Raw genomic sequence first — 18114 nt, forward strand, 5'->3', positions numbered from 1 at the left:
AATTGCGGCCTTTTTCGGCGATCTGCCATTTTTGGGCGCGTTTGCCCCCGCTGACTTTTTGAGGATACCAACATGTCATTACCCCACTGCCCGCAATGTAACTCCGAATATACCTACGAAGATAACGGCATGTTCATCTGCCCGGAATGCGCTCACGAATGGAACGATGCGGAACCCGCTCAGGAGAGCGATGAGCTGATTGTCAAAGACGCCAACGGCAACCTGCTGGCGGACGGCGATAGCGTCACCATCGTGAAAGATCTGAAAGTAAAAGGCAGCTCTTCCATGCTGAAAATCGGCACCAAAGTGAAGAACATTCGTCTGGTTGAAGGCGACCATAACATCGACTGCAAAATCGATGGTTTTGGCCCGATGAAACTGAAATCCGAGTTCGTGAAAAAGAACTGATTTACCGCGTCATTGCCCGGTAGCGCCTCGCTTACCGGGCCTGAGCGGCCCTGCCACCGACAATATTGTGCCAATTTCGAACTACACTTAACGAGCATCTCTTACCTGAGGTAACCATCATGCCGTTAAGTCCCTATCTCTCTTTTGCCGGCAACTGTGCCGACGCCATCGCGTATTATCAACAAACGTTAGGCGCAGAACTGCTTTATAAACTCAGCTTCGGTGAAATGCCCCCCTCGGCGGCGGATAACGAAGAGGGCTGCCCGTCAGGAATGCGCTTTCCCGATACTGCTATCGCCCACGCCAACATGCGCATTGCGGGCAGCGATATCATGATGAGTGATGCCAGCGCGTCGGGAACGGCGCATTATTCCGGCTTTACGCTGGTGCTTGATACCCAGGATGTAGCAGAAGGGAAGCGCTGGTTTGATAACCTTGCCGCACAAGGGCAAATCGAAATGGACTGGCAGGAGACTTTCTGGGCGCAGGGTTTCGGCAAGGTCAGCGATCGTTTCGGGGTGCCGTGGATGATTAACGTGGTTAAACATCAGCCTGCCACCTAACTCCCCGGGAGGCTCGCCCTCCCCCTTGCCATCAGAGTGATCTTTGGCTGCACGTTATCCGCCGTTTAGCTGCCATAGAATAAATAATGACGGTAGTTTGCTACAGTCTGGCGAAAGATGGTTGATCCTGATGAAGCGTCGGGAGGACATTATGCCAGTCTGTGAATTACGCCACGCGACAACAGAGGATACCGATTCTGTTTACGCGCTTATCTGTGAGTTACTTAAAAATGAGCTTGATTATCAGGCTTTCAGGGATGGATTCGCCGCTAATTTACTGGACCCCAACGTTCATTATCGTTTAGCGCTGCGCAACGGAGAGGTGGTCGGCATGATCAGCCTGCATATGCAGTTTCATCTCCATCATGCCAACTGGATTGGCGAAATTCAGGAGCTGGTGGTATTACCGCCGATGCGGGGACAAAAAATTGGCAGTCAGCTTCTGGCCTGGGCAGAAGAAGAAGCACGTCAGGCGGGTGCGGAGCTAACGGAGCTTTCCACAAATATTAAACGCCGCGATGCACACCGTTTTTATCTTCGCGAAGGTTACAAGCAAAGTCATTTCCGGTTTACGAAAGCATTGTGATCTGGCAACCGTCATCAGGAGATAAGGCATAACGTAATCAGCCGTCACCGGGTGAAGTAGCGGAGCCATCTCAATTCTACTGTCGACAAGCCTGGATAAAGGTTAAACGGGCTGACTCGCTTCTTTAACAAAAATGGCCCTTTTAAGTTGTAGAAATGTAAATTTATTGTCAACGAACTACACTTTTCTCTTTGGCATCACCGGGAGGGTTGCCTGAAAATCCCGGGATGAGGTTTTCTTAGAAGGACAGTGACGTTATGTTCGCAGCAATCATTATCGGTATTTTTATTATCAGCGTCATTTATGCGCATTCACGCGGGGTGGAAAAACAAAAACTTTCCCGTCAGCTCTTTGACCACTCGACGTTTATGGCGCCGATCAATATGTTCATGACTCGCTTCTCAACGTTACCGGCAAAGCAGCCGTACTTTGATACCACGGCATTTCCAGAGCTGCAGAAGCTGACGGAAAACTGGCAGGTGATTCGTGAAGAGGCGCTACGGCTTCAGCATCACATAAAAGCCGCGCAGTCCAATAACGACGCCGGATTCAACACCTTTTTCAAGCGCGGCTGGAAACGGTTTTACCTTAAATGGTATTCCGATGCCCACCCGTCGGCGGAAACGTTATGCCCGATAACGACAAAGCTGGTCAACAGCATCCCCTCTATTAAAGCGGCGATGTTCGCCGAGTTGCCTCCCGGGGCCTATCTGGGAAAACATCGCGACCCCTATGCCGGTTCAGTACGTTACCATCTTGGATTAAGCACACCGAATGACGACCGCTGTTTTATTGAAGTTGATCGACAGCGCCATAGCTGGCGCGACGGCGAAGCCGTCATCTTCGACGAAACCTACGTTCATTGGGCGGAAAATAAAACTGAGCAGACGCGTATTATCCTCTTTTGCGATATTGAGCGTCCAATGAAATGGCGCTGGGCGCAGAGCGTAAACCACTGGGTCGGCGCATCGTTGATGTCCGCCGCCAGTTCGCCAAACGACGAGAACGATCGCACCGGTGCGATTAATCGCATCTTTAAATACGTTCACGCAGCACGCGATGCCGGGCAACGGCTGAAAAAGAAAAACCGCACTCTCTATTACGCGCTGAAATATCTCGTTATTGCCGCTATTTTTGCCGCGATAATCCTTTTCAGCCTCCTCTGAAGCCGGGCCGCGGTATGGCACTGCCTGCCGCGGCCTGTTCTATCCTGGCGTTAGTCTCAACGCGTTCCCTGGCCTTGAGTCTATCCATCCGGGTAATTTCCACTTCAGGCAGAGCAGATTGCCGGATGGCGGCTCCGCCTTATCTGGCCTGCGCTCCGCGTTTCTCCCCATAATAAATGTCATGCGGTATTTTCTTTCGACACGTCAAAACTGACGATAGCCTGTTTTTCGTCAGGGTTTTGAGCAAAATTCGCCCGTAATATCAGGGAAAGCCCATACTAAAAAAGTGGCATAAAACATGCATACTGAGGGCGACAGCGCGTATGCGCGATTTGATTAACTGGAGCGAAACCGATGAAAAAAGTCGTCACGGTTTGCCCGTATTGCGCATCAGGTTGCAAAATCAATCTGGTGGTCGATAACGGCAAAATCGTCCGGGCTGAGGCGGCGCAGGGGAAAACCAACCAGGGTACCCTGTGTCTGAAGGGCTACTACGGCTGGGATTTTATTAATGATACCCAGATCCTGACCCCGCGCCTGAAAACCCCAATGATCCGTCGCCAGCGTGGCGGCAAACTGGAATCTGTTTCCTGGGATGAAGCGCTCAATTACGTCGCTGAACGTTTGAGCGCCATCAAAGCGAAGTACGGTCCGGATGCAATCCAGACAACCGGCTCCTCTCGCGGTACCGGAAATGAAACCAACTATGTAATGCAAAAATTCGCACGCGCCGTTATTGGTACCAATAACGTTGACTGCTGCGCTCGCGTCTGACACGGCCCATCGGTTGCAGGTCTGCACCAATCGGTCGGTAACGGCGCAATGAGTAATGCGATCAACGAAATTGATAACACTGATTTAGTGTTCGTCTTCGGGTATAACCCGGCGGATTCCCACCCTATCGTGGCGAATCATGTGATTAACGCTAAACGCAACGGGGCGAAAATTATCGTCTGCGATCCGCGCAAAATTGAAACCGCGCGCATTGCCGACATGCATATCGCGTTGAAAAACGGCTCGAATATCGCGCTGCTCAACGCCATGGGGCATGTCATTATTGAAGAAAACCTGTACGACAAAGCGTTTGTCGCCAGCCGTACCGAAGGTTTTGAAGAGTACAGTAAGATTGTCGAAGGCTATACGCCGGAGTCCGTCGAAGAGATCACTGGCGTGAGCGCACAGGAAATTCGTCAGGCGGCGCGGATGTATGCCAGCGCGAAAAGCGCAGCGATCTTGTGGGGTATGGGCGTCACCCAGTTCTATCAGGGTGTGGAAACCGTGCGTTCACTGACCAGCCTCGCGATGCTGACCGGCAACCTCGGCAAGCCAAGCGCGGGCGTTAACCCGGTTCGCGGCCAGAACAACGTTCAGGGCGCGTGCGATATGGGCGCGCTCCCGGATACTTATCCGGGCTACCAGTACGTTAAGTTCCCGGAAAACCGCGAGAAGTTCGCTAAAGCCTGGGGCGTAGAAAGTCTGCCTGCGCATACCGGCTATCGCATCAGCGAGCTGCCGCACCGTGCGGCGCATGGCGAAGTGCGCGCGGCGTACATTATGGGTGAAGATCCGCTGCAAACCGATGCGGAACTCTCTGCAGTACGTAAAGCGTTTGAGGATCTGGAACTGGTCATCGTGCAGGATATCTTCATGACCAAAACCGCGTCGGCGGCGGATGTGATTTTACCCTCTACCTCCTGGGGCGAGCATGAAGGCGTCTTCTCTGCGGCTGACCGTGGCTTCCAGCGCTTCTTTAAAGCCGTTGAGCCGAAGTGGGACCTGAAAACCGACTGGCAGATTATCAGTGAAATCGCCACCCGGATGGGCTATCCGATGCACTACAACAACACCCAGGAGATCTGGGATGAGTTGCGTCATCTGTGCCCGGATTTCTACGGCGCCACTTACGAGAAAATGGGCGAGCTGGGCTATATCCAGTGGCCATGCCGCGACACGTCGGATGCCGATCAGGGAACCTCGTACCTCTTTAAAGAGAAGTTCGATACCCCCAACGGTCTGGCGCAGTTCTTCACCTGCGACTGGGTAGCGCCTATCGATAAACTCACCGAAGAGTACCCGATGGTACTGTCGACGGTGCGCGAAGTCGGCCACTACTCCTGCCGCTCAATGACCGGTAACTGTGCGGCGCTGGCCGCGCTGGCCGATGAACCGGGCTATGCGCAAATCAATACCGCCGACGCCGCGCGTCTGGGCATTGAAGATGAAGCGCTGGTGTGGGTTCATTCGCGCAAAGGTAAAATCATCACCCGCGCGCAGGTCAGCGATCGCCCGAACAAAGGGGCGATTTACATGACCTACCAGTGGTGGATTGGCGCCTGTAACGAGCTGGTGACTGAAAACCTGAGCCCGATTACCAAAACGCCGGAGTACAAATACTGCGCCGTACGCGTTGAGCCGATCGCCGATCAGCGAGCCGCCGAGCAGTATGTGATTGATGAGTACAACAAGCTGAAAACCCGCCTGCGCGAAAGCGCAATGGGTTGATCTGCCGGATGGCGGCATCAGAATGCTTTATTCGGCCTGCGTCTACTGTAGGCCTGATTAGATGCATTAGCATCGCCATCAGGCATTTTCCCTATAACAGCCTCCGCCCGGAGGCTGTTTTTTTATCCATACGATCTCTTTATACTGTCTTTTCCGTACCCTAAATAAAATTCAAAATGAAACTACTTCTTGCATTGATGTTGTTTATGACATTCTTTGCCCATGCCGCAGATCCTGAGCCGGGTAGCCAGTATTTGCAGGCAGCAGAGGCAGGTGACAAACGCGCACAATATTTTCTGGCCGACAGTTGGTTGAGCTATGGCGATTTGAACAAAGCTGAATACTGGGCGCAAAAAGCCGCCGACAGTGGCGACGCCGACGCCTGCGCGCTACTGGCGCAAATCAAAATCACTAATCCGGTAAGCCTGGATTATCCCGACGCGAAAAAGCTGGCTGAAAAGGCGGCTAACGCGGGCAGTAAAGCGGGCGAAATTACGCTGGCGCGGATCCTGGTCAACACCCAGGCCGGGCGCCCGGACTACCCAAAAGCCATCTCGCTGCTGCAAAAGGCCTCTGAAGATCTGGATAACGACTCCGCGGTGGATGCGCAAATGTTGCTTGGCCTGATTTACGCCAACGGCGTGGGCATTGCCGCCGATGATGAAAAAGCCGCCTGGTATTTCAAACGCAGTTCCGCCATTTCCCGTACCGGCTATTCAGAATACTGGGCGGGAATGATGTTTTTAAACGGTGAACCGGGCTTTATTGAAAAGAACAAGCAGAAGGCGTTGCACTGGTTGAATCTAAGCTGTCTGGAAGGGTTTGATACCGGTTGCGAAGAGTTCGAAACGCTAACAAATGGCTGATGTTTATTGCCGGATGAACGTAGTCGTTATAGGCCTGATAAGCGTAGCGCCATCAGGCAACCCGGAGCAGGTTGCCGGATGGCAGCGTGAACGCCTTATCCGGCCTTGTATCCTGAACAGATAGCTGATTAGCTGTCAGCTATCTGAAACGGGAGAAGCTTGTATCCGGCCTGAAGACTCTGAGCTTCCGATGTAGCTTAAGCCTCCCGTTTCACCTTTCACGTCACTCAAAATCCGAACGGTAACCAGAAGCGTTGACTTCGTATGTACAAGGCTGGAATGGCGTGTTGGCTCAGGTGAAAGGAGGTGTTCTGTGTGTACTCTCGGTATTGATGTCAGTAAAAATAAAATCGATCTTTGTCTGCTTACTGCCGGCCCCGGCGGTAAAAAAAAGCACAAGGTTCTGACTAACGAACCCGCCGTTGCCCGTAAAGTTATCGACTGGCTGAACGCACAAAAATGTGTTCCTGAAAGCGTGACTGTCGTACTGGAAGCGACGGGTATTTACCATGAAAATCTGGCGTATGGCCTGCATGAGGCCGGTGTCAGCGTCTGCATGGCCAACCCCTGTCGTGTCCGCGAATTTGCCCACGGGATGGATATCCTCAACAAGAATGATGCTGTCGATGCCTTCGTGCTGGCCTGTTATGGCGAGCTGAAGTCCCCGGCTGTCTGGGTTCCTCCTTCGCCTGAAGTACGTAAGCTGAGGGCATTGCTGCGCCAGCGGGATGCGCTGAGAGAGGATGTACAGCGTACGGTGAACCGGCTGGAAAAAGCGAATTCCACATCCACACCACAGGAGGTCATCCGTTCACTTGAGCGAACAAAGAGCTGGCTGAACGAGGAACTGGCCCGGATAGAGAAGCTGATAACCGATCATACGGATAACGATCCGGGGCTGAAGGCTGATCTCGAGTTACTGAAATCAATCAAGGGAGTGAAAGATCAGGTCGGGCGGGAGATGCTGGCGTTGCTGAAAGACGGGACGTTCAAAAGCGCCTCACAGGTGGCGGCCTATCTGGGACTGACACCGGTAGAGAAAACGTCGGGGAGCTCAGTGCGTGGCAGACCACATATGTCAAAAACAGGACCGTCAGGAGTGCGGGCTAAGCTGTACGTTGCAGCGCTGACCGCGAGCCGCTGGAACAAACAGGCGAAGGCTATCTATGAAAGGCTGGTCGCAAAGGGCAAGGCGAAGAAAGCCGCGCTGGGAGCTGTGATGCGCAAACTGGTACATTTATGCTTCGGCGTGTTGAAAACGCGGCTTCCGTGGGATGAAAATTATGTAGCTACCGCTTGACGTTCAAGACGGTAGCTACATTCTCTTTCTCTGTAGGCTGGATAAGCAAAGCGCCATCCGGCAATCCGTTATTGGGCGGTCTTATCAAATTTGCCCAGTACGTCGCGCTCATAGGCCAGCGCTTTTTTACGGTCAAACTTGTGTTCCCACTTGGCGATCACCAGCACCGCCAGCGCATTCCCCACCACATTTAGCGCAGTACGCGCCATGTCGAGGATACGGTCGACACCGGCGATAAACGCCAGCCCTTCCAGCGGAATGCCCACGCTGCCCAGCGTCGCCAGTAACACCACGAAGGAAACGCCAGGCACGCCGGCAATCCCTTTCGACGTCACCATCAGCGTCAGCACCAGTACAATTTCCTGCCACAGCGACAGGTCGATACCGTATAGCTGCGCGATAAAAATGGCGGCGATGCTCTGGTATAACGTGGAGCCGTCGAGGTTAAATGAGTAACCGGTCGGTACCACGAAACTGGTGATAGAGGCTGGCGCGCCGTAAGCTTCCATCTTCTCGATAATGCGCGGCAGTACGCTCTCGGAGCTGGCGGTCGAGTACGCCAGAATCAATTCATCTTTCAGAATGCGAATCAGAATCCAGATACTTAACCCGCACAGGCGCGCCACGATGCCCAGCACTACAAGCGCAAAGAAGATAATGGCAAAGTGTACCAGCAGCACCAGTTTCGCCAGCGGCCACAGCGACGCGAAACCAAAATTCGCCACCGTGACGGCGATCAGCGCAAAAACGCCCACTGGCGCATAGCGCATCACCATATGGGTGACTTTAAACATGGTCTCAGAGATGGAACGAAATACCGTCACCAGCGGTTCGCGGTGCGTTGCCGGCAGGGATGACAACCCCAGCCCAAACAGGACCGAGAAAAAGATAATTGGCAGCATATCCCCTTTGGCCATCGATGCGATGATATTGGTCGGCACCAGCGACAGTATCGTCCCCATCAGCCCATGCGCATGACTTTGTACTTCCGCCGTGGTGTTCTGGTATTTCGAAATATCGACGGTCGCCAGTTGCGACATATCAATGCCTGAGCCTGGCTGAAAGACATTCGCCAGCGTAATGCCGAGGATAATCGCCACCGTGGTGATCAGTTCAAAATAGAGAATGGTTTTGGCGCCGATACGGCCTAGCTGTTTCGCATCGCCAACGCCGGCGATGCCGACAATCAGAGTCGAGATCACGATCGGCACGACGATCATTTTAATCAGGTGGATAAAGATATCGCCAGCAGGCGACAGCAGGTTGGCAATCAGCCATTCACGACTGTCACTGTGATAATGCAGATAGCTGCCCAACAGAATGCCCAGCACCATAGCCAGCAAAATTTGCCAGGCCAGGCTGACTTTCAAATTTTTCATAACAACAGACTTCCTCGATGAAGCGTTGCTCTCCGCCGAAAGCATGAGAGCAATACATACTGAAAGGGTATGATTTGTGTTGCGTTGGTTTGTAGAGTTTTTTAACGCGCATAATCAGTATCATTTGCATAGCGTCTTGCGCAACCCTTTCATAACAGGGCTTTTGGCTGTTTTTATGCATAATAACGCGAGTTTATGGCGTTAATGATGAATAACTATTTGTTATGGAAAGTTTTTTACTTCGTCAAAAACGAATAATACACTGAGGTAATTAATTTTTACTTGTGTCTCATTCGCCGTTTTTTTAAACAGCACACATGACAAAAGTCACAAAAAAGAAAAAATTATTTCTGCCGATTTTGTAACAATTTAGCCAAATTAATGGCCTCTACCAGCTGCGCGCGATTCACTCGCGGCGAGTTAGCATCCAGTAAGGTTTGCCACAGCGACACGGCTTGCGCATAATCCGCCTGCATAAACGCATCCGCCGCCAGCAGCATCTGCGCGGTCACTTCTGTCGCATCCAGCGCTAACGCTTTATTAATCATTTCACGCGTCGCAGGCGTCATATGTTGCCCGGCCTGGTAATACAGCACCGTTGCCAGCGCGGCGAAAAGCTGCGCGTTATCGCCTCGCAGACGCAACGCCTGACGATATGCCAGCAGCGCATTGTCATACGCATTGCGATAGAGATAATACTCGCCCAGCCGCGCCCATTGCTCGCTATCCTGCGGATTGGCGCGGATTTTTTCTTGCAGCCTGGAAAGCTGCGCCTCTGGCGTTTGCGGGTTCGTAAAGTCACGTAGCGGATCGGCCAGACGCTGTTGCTCGCTACGCACAGCCTGCCATTTCGGCGTCAACAGATAGCCGCCGATACAGGCAGCCACCATCAATACCGCCGCAGCCGCCAGGCGCTTTACGGGCATGGGACGTAACGGCGCAGTGGAGTGTTCAGACTGGCTCATTGTTCCCCCTCTTCTGCGTGCTGACGCTTTCTCACCCGCCAGACCACCACGCCCACCAGCAATAACAGCAGGCACGGCAGCGCCCACAACAGCAGCGTTTGCTCATTCAACGGCGGGTTGTAGCGCACGAAATCACCATAACGCTCGGTCATCCAGGCGGTGATTTCCGCTTCGCTTTTACCTTCGGCCACCATGCTGTAAACCTGATGGCGCATACTGACCGCCACGGGCGCATTGGATTCCAGCAAATTCTGGTTCTGACACTGCGGACAGCGCAGTTGACCGGCAATAGACAGCGCTTTTTCCTGCTGTTGCGGATTGTCAAAGCGCCAGGTATCCACCACCTGGGCGTTGGTGGCGAAGGTGATTAAAAACAGGACGATCGTTAAGAGTAAAAACTTTCTGCCGGATGGCGCTACGCTTATCCGGCCTACGGTTTGCGCATCCTGTAGGCCGGATAAGGCGTTTACGCCGCCATCCGGCAACGCTGTGAGTAATTTACGCATCACGCTTCCTCCCCCGCCATCCGCTCAGCAGCGCGCCACACACCATCAACAATCCCCCTCCCCAGATCCAGCGCACGCCGGTCTGCACGTATAAGCGCATGGCGTAACGGTCCGCTCCGGTTTTTTCGCCCATCACCGCGTACCAGTCATGTAGCAGGTTCCAGTGAATCCCCGGCTCCATCATTTGCTGGCGCCGCGCGACATAAAAGCGCCTTTCAGGCTGCAGGCTGCCAATGCGTTTTTCATTCCGCCACAACGCGATCAGCGCTTTTTCACTGGTGTAGTTGCCTTTGGCTTCCAGATCCAGACGCTCGAAACGAAAGGTATAGCCCGCCAGCACCACCTGCTGACCGGGGCTGAGGTTAAGGCTGATTTCATGCCGACTGCCGCTGGAAACCATGATCCCGGCGGCGAAGATAAATACGCCCGTATGCGCCAGCAACGCCGGAAGCTGACAACGCACAGAGACTTTGCGGCTTCTGATTGTCGCCAGCACGATAACCACCAGCATCAGCAGGCCAAACGGCAGCGTGACGCGATTAAAATAGGGCGCGCCCACCGAAAGCCTTCCCCAGCCCATCAAACCATAAATCATGGGGTAGAGCGTCCCGATTAGTACGATCAACAAGACGGCGCTAAAGAGCAGCAGCGTCGCCAGAATGAGCGTTTCGCACTTTCCGCCGCCCAAACGCGTCGCCGGATACGGCTCCCGCGCCCGCCAGCCGTACAGAGCAAGCGATGCCAGACTTAACGCGGCAAAAAGGATAAACAGCGGCACCGCTCGCACATTATCTAACGCAAAAGCATGGACGGAGAGCAGAATGCCGGAACGCACAATCAGCGTTCCCAGCAACGAGAGGATCAGCGTCAGTATCGCCAGCAGCAACGACCAGTGACGGAAGCCCCCGCGCTGGCGGCTGACATACAGACTGTGCAGCAACGCGCTGGCGGCAAGCCACGGCAACAATGAGGCATTTTCCACCGGGTCCCAGAACCACCAGCCGCCCCAGCCCAGTTCGCAATACGCCCACCACGATCCGAGAATGATCCCCAGCGTCAGAGCGCACCAACCGGGTAACGCCCAGCGCCAGCACACCCAGGCGGTTGCGGCGTTAAAGCCGCCGCATAGTAGCGAAGCCAGCGCTACGCTCGCCGCGGTCATCAGGCCGCCATAACCCAGATAGAGCAGCGGCGGATGTAAGATCAGCCCCAGATGTTGCAGCATGGGATTAAGGTCGCGCCCTTCCATGGCGGGAGGGAAAATACGCAGGAACGGATCGGACCACAGCACAATAAATAGCAGCAGCGAAGCCATAATGAGGGACAAGATGCTCAGGGTCAGCGGAAAAAGCGCGTCAGATTCATGCCGGGAGCGCCAGGCGAATAGCGCCGTCCACCCCGAAAGAAGCAGCGCCCACAGCAGGAGCGAGCCTTCATGACCGCCCCATACCGCCGCCAGTTTCAGCCCCCATGACAACTGACTATGGCTATGCTGCGCAACATAAACGACCGAAAAATCGCTGGTCAGAAAACAGCTAAACAGAATCGCAAACGCCAGTAGCAGCAGCGTGAACGCCGTCCACGCGCCGCAGGTCGTCAGGCGCATGACGCCACGCCAATGCTGCGCCATCCCGCACCACGTCGCCAGCGGGGTCAACACGTTGACCCCGAGACTCAACAACAGCGCCAGAAATCCGGCTTCAGGAAGGAAGATGTCCAGATTATGCAACCGTTAGCTGTCCCGCATAAAGAATGAAAAAGCGCAGCAGCAGCACGCCGGTCAAACTGGCGCCGCAAACGGCCAGCACGCCGTGAAACGTGACGCTACGATTTGCCCAGGGCTTCAGCAGCAGCGGGATAATCAATCCCAGCCCTACGACGCCGAGCCAGAACCACCAGCTCCAGAATCCGCCGCCCAGCGCCGCCGCCAGCGCGCGCATTTTGCCGTCATCGCCCAGCGCCAGCCCGATAAAAAAGGCCGCCAGCAGGAAGATCTCCAGCCATACCACTGGGGTTTCCATGCGATGTACAAAGCGCGCCTCGGTGCTGTGCGGGTTGCTACGATGGCGTAACGCCATAGCGATCAGCGCCACCGCCGCGCCGGAGGAGATGCCGGAGAACAGGAATAGTACCGGCAGGATCGGGTTATTCAGGAACGGGTAGGATTTCAGCGCCGACAGCAGAAAGCCGGTGTACGCCCCGAGCAGAACCGCCAGTACCAGCATTAACGTCTCCAGCGCGCGATGAAACGGCGCGATCAGCGTCAGCACTTTCTGCACGATCCCTGACCGCGGCAGCCAACGCTGTTGCAGGGCAATCACCTCTTTTTCAAAGATTTTTGCCAGCCACAGCACTAACACCACCATGTAGAGCTGGAACAGCATCACCCCCATCGACATCACCGAGGTAAAGCTGTAGTGGAACATCAGCTTCCAGAAGGTCCACGGACGCGTCAGGTGGAAGACCAGAATCAGCAGACCAAGAATAATCGCCCCCGGCCCTAACACCAGCGTAGTGCGCAGCAGCGTGCTGTCCGAACCGCCCGCCTCCGGATGGAAGCGGCGCAGCAGAATCGCCAACGTAACCAGTCCGGCGGAGATGCCAATCAGGAACAGATAGATGGCGATGGGCCAGTCCCACACCAGTGATGCAAAATGAAATGCAGAAGCGGATGTCATTGGCTCACCTCCCCATAGTTAAAGGGAACGCGGTAGACCTTCGGTTTTGTGCCCAGCGCCAGCTTGTAGCGGTAGGTGGTTTTCTGCCGCAACAAACGGGAGATATCGCTGTTGGGATCGTCCAGATTACCAAATGTCAGCGCCTTCGTCGGACATGACTCAACGCAGGCGGGCTGTTTGCCCGCTTTCAGGTTGGTTTTCCGGCAGAAATCGCACTTATCCGCCGTCTTACTGACCGGATGGATAAAGCGCACGCGGTAGGGACACGCGGCAATGCAGTACTGGCAGCCGACGCAAAGGTCCGGGTTCACGTCGACAATACCGCTGGCGGCATCGCGGAATGATGCGCCGGTCGGGCAGACGTCAACGCAGGGGGCATGGTCGCAATGCTGGCACGAGTGGCGGAAGAAGCGATATTTCACATCAGGAAACGTCCCCTGCGGCTCGCTGCGAATAATCGTCAGGCGCGATACGCCTTCCGGCACGTTGTTGACTTCCCGACAGGCATCCATGCAGGCCGTGCAGCCGATGCATAATGACTCATCGTGTACCATGCCATAACGCACGCCGTTAATATTCAACGTGTTCGCTACAACGCGTCCTGCCATCCCACTGACCGCCGCCAGCGCGCCGACACGGGTAATAAATTGACGTCGGGTGCAACTCATGGCTGCTCCTTAAGCAACGGAACGGACGCCGGATTAAAGTGCGGGTTAGTACGCTGATCGCTATGGCAATCCACGCATATTTTGATCCGCCCTTTCTCGCTTAGCGTCTGCATCGTGTCTTGCTGCGGATGCAGGGAATGGCAACTGGCGCAGGTCACTTTAGTAACATGAACATCGTGCGGCCAGAACGCTTTTTGCAGTTGTTCAGGCAAGTGGCAGGACATACAGACGCTGTTCTGCTGCTCTACCGTATACATCGGGTCGTTAAAACGCATCACATCTTTCACCCCTTCACGGTGGTGAAGCGACGGTTGACCGTGGCAGTTGGTACAGGTTATCGGCAATTTATTGTTCGGGTTGATAGCGCCCGTATGTTTACCGTGCATACCTTCGGTGTCCGGCTTGTGACAGTCCAGACAGGCAGCATCCGGATTACGCTGCTGGGTGACCGTCCAGCGTTGATCCGACTCCTGCGGCGTTGGCGTGGCAGTGATTCCACTCAGGCTCCAGAACAGGCCTGACGCCAGCACCCCAGCAGTTAATAACGAACGTAATACGCTCATATTCACTCCATTACATAATGCCTGATGGCGCGCAGCTTTAAGGCCTACAAGACTTCTGTAGGCCGGATAAAGCGCTTGCGCTGTCATCCGGCAAATTTGTCACATGTGAGGTTATTGGCTTAACAGACCGTTTTTACGCGCCTGATCTTCCCACTGCGGTACGACCGTTTTCAGGAAGTCCTGCTTCTCCGCGTTGATTTGTTGCATATTCAAACCAATCGCTTTCTGCGCCTTCTCTTTCGTCGAAATATCCGGCAGCGGAATTTCATGGGTAATGCCTTTGGTCGCCAGCAGTCGCGCCAGTTTAGTACGGGCATCCGCGGCTTTATCCATCGCACTGCCTAACATCCGTAGACCTTCTTCCGGGGCATGCATATGAATACCGTGTGACGCAATCGCCAGATCCCAGCGCCACTGCGCGTGGCGAATATCGTTCAGAATCGGTTTCATTTCCGCGTCTGTCGCCCCCGCATCCCATGCGGCTTTCGCTTCGAAGTGCGCATGTACCAGCTGATCTTCAACCTTGATTTTCAGGTCATGAATCGCCTGTTTACGCTCGGCGACCACTTTTTGCAGGGACGCTTTGTCCTGGGTGTGGCAGTTGGCGCAGGTTTGCGCGAAATTGTCGAACGGGTTGCCGATTTTATGGTCGGTGTAGAGCTTGCCTTCGGCGTTCTGTACTTTCGGCATGTGACAGTCGATACAGGTCACGTTGTTCTTACCGTGAATGCCCGCGCTCCAGGTTTCATATTCCGGGTGCTGCGCTTTGAGCATTGGGGTTTTCGACAGCGAGTTAGTCCAGTCAGAGAAGGCGATGGCGTCGTAGTATTGCTCCATATTTTCGACCTTCATGCCCTCATCCCACGGGAACTTAACGGCTTTGTTTTTACCGTCAAAGTAGTACTCCACGTGGCACTGGCCGCAAACCATCGATTGCTGATCAAACCGTCCTGCTTTATCAAACGGTTTGCCGATAGCCTCCATCGCCCGTTCAGCATAGGGGCGCGACAACGTTAACGCTGGCTTCCCCTGGGCGAAATCGTCCGACGCGGTGTTATGACAGTCGGCACAGCCCAAATCGTTGACAATTTCCGGGCCGCCGCGCGCCCATTTGCCATGGAAGTAGCCGTCTTCGCCTTCTTGTTGGATAAGGCGCGCGACATCGGGGCTTTTACAACTCCAGCAGGCCATCGGCAGCGGGCCGTCTTCCGCCGTTTTTGGCGCGCCGGTACGCAGTGTTTCGCGCACGTCAGTTACCGCATACGCGTGGCCGCGTGGTTTGTTGTAATCACGGGAGAAGGGATAGCCCGCCCACAGGATCACCAGACGAGGGTCTTCCGCCAGCGCAACTTCACGGGCAGACTGTTCTGACGTCGCTTTCCATGACTGATATTGGTCGGGGTGTTGAGGCGCGAACATTTCATTTTTCGCTTCAACAGTAACGGTTTTTGCGGATTCAGGCGTTTGCTCAGCGTAAACAGAGGTAATGAAGAAAAAAGGAAATATAAGGCTGAAGAAACGGCGTGCGCGTAGTGTTTTCCTTGCCATAGAGGTCTCATCCAGATTGCGCCATTATCTTTAATGGCGATTTTTTATCGTTTTCCATAACAGCAACCGCACAAATACTGTTATTACATTGCTCTCCTCTATGTGTAACAAATAACCACACTTAAAATGTTGTCTTTAATCAATTGTAAGTGTATGTAAAATACCACTTTAGAGTTAGTAACCTGGACAAAACTCCCTCTCTTTTCTGATTTCCGGACACGGATCACTTTTTTAAAAAATTTCATATAACGTCATGTTATCCCGAAAATTTATCTAATTTTGCGGGACACAATCAAAAAATAGATTGCTGCTTATTTGCACAGTTCCCTTTTTGCGTGATCTGTCGCCCAAATACTAAACAAAACTTATTAAGACCCTACATTTAACGTTTATGCGACATATTATTAACATCCTACAAGGAGAACAACAGCATGAGCCAAACACATAAACACGCCATTCCCGCCAACATTGCGGATCGTTGCCTGATAAATCCAGAGCAGTATGAGACTAAATATAAACAGTCTATTAACGACCCCGATACGTTTTGGGGCGAACAGGGAAAAATTCTCGATTGGATCACGCCGTACCAAAAAGTGAAAAACACCTCCTTTGCGCCAGGCAATGTGTCGATTAAATGGTACGAGGACGGCACGCTGAATCTGGCGGCGAACTGTCTTGACCGCCATTTGCAGGAAAATGGCGATCGCACCGCCATTATCTGGGAAGGCGATGACGCGTCGCAGAGTAAACATATCTCTTATCGCGAACTGCATCGCGATGTCTGCCGTTTCGCGAATACACTGCTGGATCTGGGCATTAAAAAAGGCGATGTGGTAGCGATTTATATGCCGATGGTGCCGGAAGCGGCGGTGGCAATGTTGGCCTGCGCCCGCATCGGTGCGGTGCATTCGGTGATCTTCGGGGGCTTCTCGCCGGAAGCCGTCGCCGGACGCATTATCGACTCCAGCTCGCGGCTGGTGATCACCGCTGACGAAGGTGTACGTGCCGGACGCAGTATCCCGCTGAAAAAGAATGTCGATGACGCGCTGAAAAACCCGAATGTCACTAGCGTTGAGCATGTGATCGTCCTGAAGCGCACCGGCAGCGACATTGACTGGCAAGAAGGCCGCGACCTGTGGTGGCGCGATTTGATTGAAAAAGCCAGCCCTGAGCACCAGCCTGAAGCGATGAATGCCGAAGATCCGCTGTTTATCCTTTATACCTCCGGCTCCACCGGCAAGCCGAAAGGCGTGCTGCACACCACCGGCGGCTATCTGGTCTACGCCGCGACCACCTTTAAGTATGTCTTTGATTATCACCCTGGCGATATTTACTGGTGTACCGCCGATGTGGGTTGGGTGACGGGGCACAGCTATCTGTTGTATGGCCCGCTGGCCTGCGGCGCGACCACCTTAATGTTTGAAGGCGTGCCGAATTGGCCAACGCCCGCTCGCATGTGCCAGGTGGTCGACAAACACCAGGTCAACATTCTTTATACCGCCCCGACGGCTATCCGCGCGCTGATGGCGGAAGGCGATAAAGCCATTGAAGGCACCGACCGTTCTTCACTGCGCATTCTGGGTTCCGTCGGCGAGCCGATCAATCCCGAAGCGTGGGAATGGTACTGGAAGAAGATCGGCAAGGAAAAATGTCCGGTCGTCGACACCTGGTGGCAGACTGAAACAGGCGGTTTTATGATCACGCCGCTACCAGGCGCTATCGAACTGAAAGCCGGTTCCGCCACCCGTCCTTTCTTTGGCGTACAGCCTGCGCTGGTGGATAACGAAGGCCATCCGCAAGAAGGCGCGACGGAAGGCAATCTGGTCATCACCGATTCCTGGCCGGGCCAGGCGCGCACTCTGTTCGGCGATCATGAACGTTTTGAGCAGACCTATTTCTCTACCTTTAAGAATATGTATTTCAGCGGCGACGGCGCTCGTCGCGATGAAGACGGCTATTACTGGATCACCGGTCGCGTGGATGACGTGTTAAACGTCTCCGGCCACCGTCTGGGTACGGCGGAAATCGAATCGGCGCTGGTGGCGCATCCGAAGATCGCCGAAGCGGCGGTGGTGGGTATTCCACACGCTATCAAAGGCCAGGCGATTTACGCTTATGTGACGCTCAACCACGGCGAGGAGCCGTCGCCAGAACTGTACGCGGAGGTGCGCAACTGGGTACGTAAAGAGATTGGCCCACTGGCGACGCCGGACGTGCTGCACTGGACCGACTCACTGCCAAAAACCCGTTCCGGCAAAATTATGCGCCGCATTTTGCGCAAAATCGCGGCGGGCGATACCAGCAATCTGGGCGATACCTCGACTCTCGCCGATCCTGGCGTGGTGGAGAAACTGCTCGAAGAGAAGCAGGCCATCGCGATGCCGTCATAACCATAAATGCCGGATGGCAACGCGAA

General features: G+C 54.1%; 14 protein-coding genes and 1 pseudogene. 8 read left to right on the forward strand and 7 right to left on the reverse strand.

The features are described 5' to 3' along the window. Nucleotides 1-72 precede the first annotated feature (72 nt). The 7 genes from HU143_RS20600 to HU143_RS20630 all read left to right on the forward strand — a co-directional run bounded on the left by HU143_RS20600 (nt 73) and on the right by HU143_RS20630 (nt 7391). Nucleotides 73-408, forward strand: a complete 336-nt coding sequence (locus HU143_RS20600; protein ID WP_000056482.1) for a zinc ribbon domain-containing protein YjdM — start codon at nt 73-75, stop codon at nt 406-408. Nucleotides 409-527: 119 nt separating this feature from the next. Then, entirely contained in the window at nt 528-971 is a 444-nt protein-coding gene (gene yjdN, locus HU143_RS20605; RefSeq protein ID WP_001131301.1) for a VOC family metalloprotein YjdN, read from the forward strand. Between the two features lie 151 nt (nt 972-1122). Then, the gene (gene phnO / locus HU143_RS20610; protein ID WP_001526214.1) at nt 1123-1557 is read left to right on the forward strand and encodes an aminoalkylphosphonate N-acetyltransferase; all 435 of its coding nucleotides are present in this window, start codon (nt 1123-1125) and stop codon (nt 1555-1557) included. A 257-nt stretch (nt 1558-1814) separates the two neighbouring features. After that, complete coding sequence (gene lpxO / locus HU143_RS20615) at nt 1815-2723, forward strand: lipid A hydroxylase LpxO (RefSeq protein WP_000457035.1); 909 nt, start codon at nt 1815-1817, stop codon at nt 2721-2723. Between the two features lie 354 nt (nt 2724-3077). Next, complete coding sequence (locus tag HU143_RS20620; protein WP_011233236.1) at nt 3078-5225, forward strand: formate dehydrogenase H subunit alpha, selenocysteine-containing; 2148 nt, start codon at nt 3078-3080, stop codon at nt 5223-5225. Between the two features lie 176 nt (nt 5226-5401). Beyond that, nucleotides 5402-6091, forward strand: a complete 690-nt coding sequence (gene yjcO, locus HU143_RS20625) for a Sel1 family TPR-like repeat protein YjcO (protein WP_000771448.1) — start codon at nt 5402-5404, stop codon at nt 6089-6091. A gap of 313 nt (nt 6092-6404) precedes the next feature. Further along, nucleotides 6405-7391, forward strand: a complete 987-nt coding sequence (locus HU143_RS20630; protein ID WP_023226548.1) for an IS110 family transposase — start codon at nt 6405-6407, stop codon at nt 7389-7391. A gap of 68 nt (nt 7392-7459) precedes the next feature. Here HU143_RS20630 and gltP read toward each other — a convergent pair whose 3' ends face one another. The 7 genes and pseudogenes from gltP to nrfA all read right to left on the reverse strand — a co-directional run bounded on the left by gltP (nt 7460) and on the right by nrfA (nt 15698). Next, nucleotides 7460-8770 (reverse strand): glutamate/aspartate:proton symporter GltP, encoded by a 1311-nt coding sequence (gltP, locus tag HU143_RS20635; RefSeq protein WP_000793278.1) that lies wholly within the window; start codon nt 8768-8770, stop codon nt 7460-7462. A 344-nt stretch (nt 8771-9114) separates the two neighbouring features. Further along, nucleotides 9115-9735, reverse strand: coding sequence for a heme lyase NrfEFG subunit NrfG (gene nrfG, locus HU143_RS20640; RefSeq protein WP_000083224.1), 621 nt, complete (start codon nt 9733-9735; stop codon nt 9115-9117). Next, nucleotides 9732-11970: pseudogene (gene nrfF / locus HU143_RS20650) on the reverse strand (heme lyase NrfEFG subunit NrfF). The gene nrfG and the pseudogene nrfF overlap by 4 nt, the downstream one beginning before the upstream one ends. Then, nucleotides 11963-12919 carry a cytochrome c nitrite reductase subunit NrfD gene (nrfD, locus tag HU143_RS20655; protein ID WP_023227576.1) on the reverse strand — a complete coding sequence of 319 codons (957 nt, stop codon included), beginning with the start codon at nt 12917-12919 and terminating at the stop codon, nt 11963-11965. The pseudogene nrfF and the gene nrfD overlap by 8 nt, the downstream one beginning before the upstream one ends. Then, on the reverse strand, nt 12916-13587 hold the full coding sequence (gene nrfC, locus HU143_RS20660) for a cytochrome c nitrite reductase Fe-S protein (protein WP_001278025.1): 672 nt from the start codon (nt 13585-13587) through the stop codon (nt 12916-12918). The genes nrfD and nrfC overlap by 4 nt, the downstream gene beginning before the upstream one ends. Next, complete coding sequence (gene nrfB / locus HU143_RS20665; RefSeq protein WP_000115065.1) at nt 13584-14150, reverse strand: cytochrome c nitrite reductase pentaheme subunit; 567 nt, start codon at nt 14148-14150, stop codon at nt 13584-13586. The genes nrfC and nrfB overlap by 4 nt, the downstream gene beginning before the upstream one ends. Nucleotides 14151-14261: 111 nt before the next feature. After that, nucleotides 14262-15698: an ammonia-forming nitrite reductase cytochrome c552 subunit gene (gene nrfA, locus HU143_RS20670; RefSeq protein WP_023227577.1), complete on the reverse strand. Its 1437-nt coding sequence runs from the start codon at nt 15696-15698 to the stop codon at nt 14262-14264. A gap of 431 nt (nt 15699-16129) precedes the next feature. Here nrfA and acs point away from each other — a divergent pair, with 431 nt between their 5' ends. Beyond that, nucleotides 16130-18088 (forward strand): acetate--CoA ligase, encoded by a 1959-nt coding sequence (acs, locus tag HU143_RS20675; protein ID WP_000083877.1) that lies wholly within the window; start codon nt 16130-16132, stop codon nt 18086-18088. Nucleotides 18089-18114 lie beyond the last annotated feature (26 nt).

The sequence above is a fragment of the Salmonella sp. SJTUF14076 genome, from assembly GCF_015534835.1.
Classification (GTDB): domain Bacteria; phylum Pseudomonadota; class Gammaproteobacteria; order Enterobacterales; family Enterobacteriaceae; genus Salmonella; species Salmonella enterica.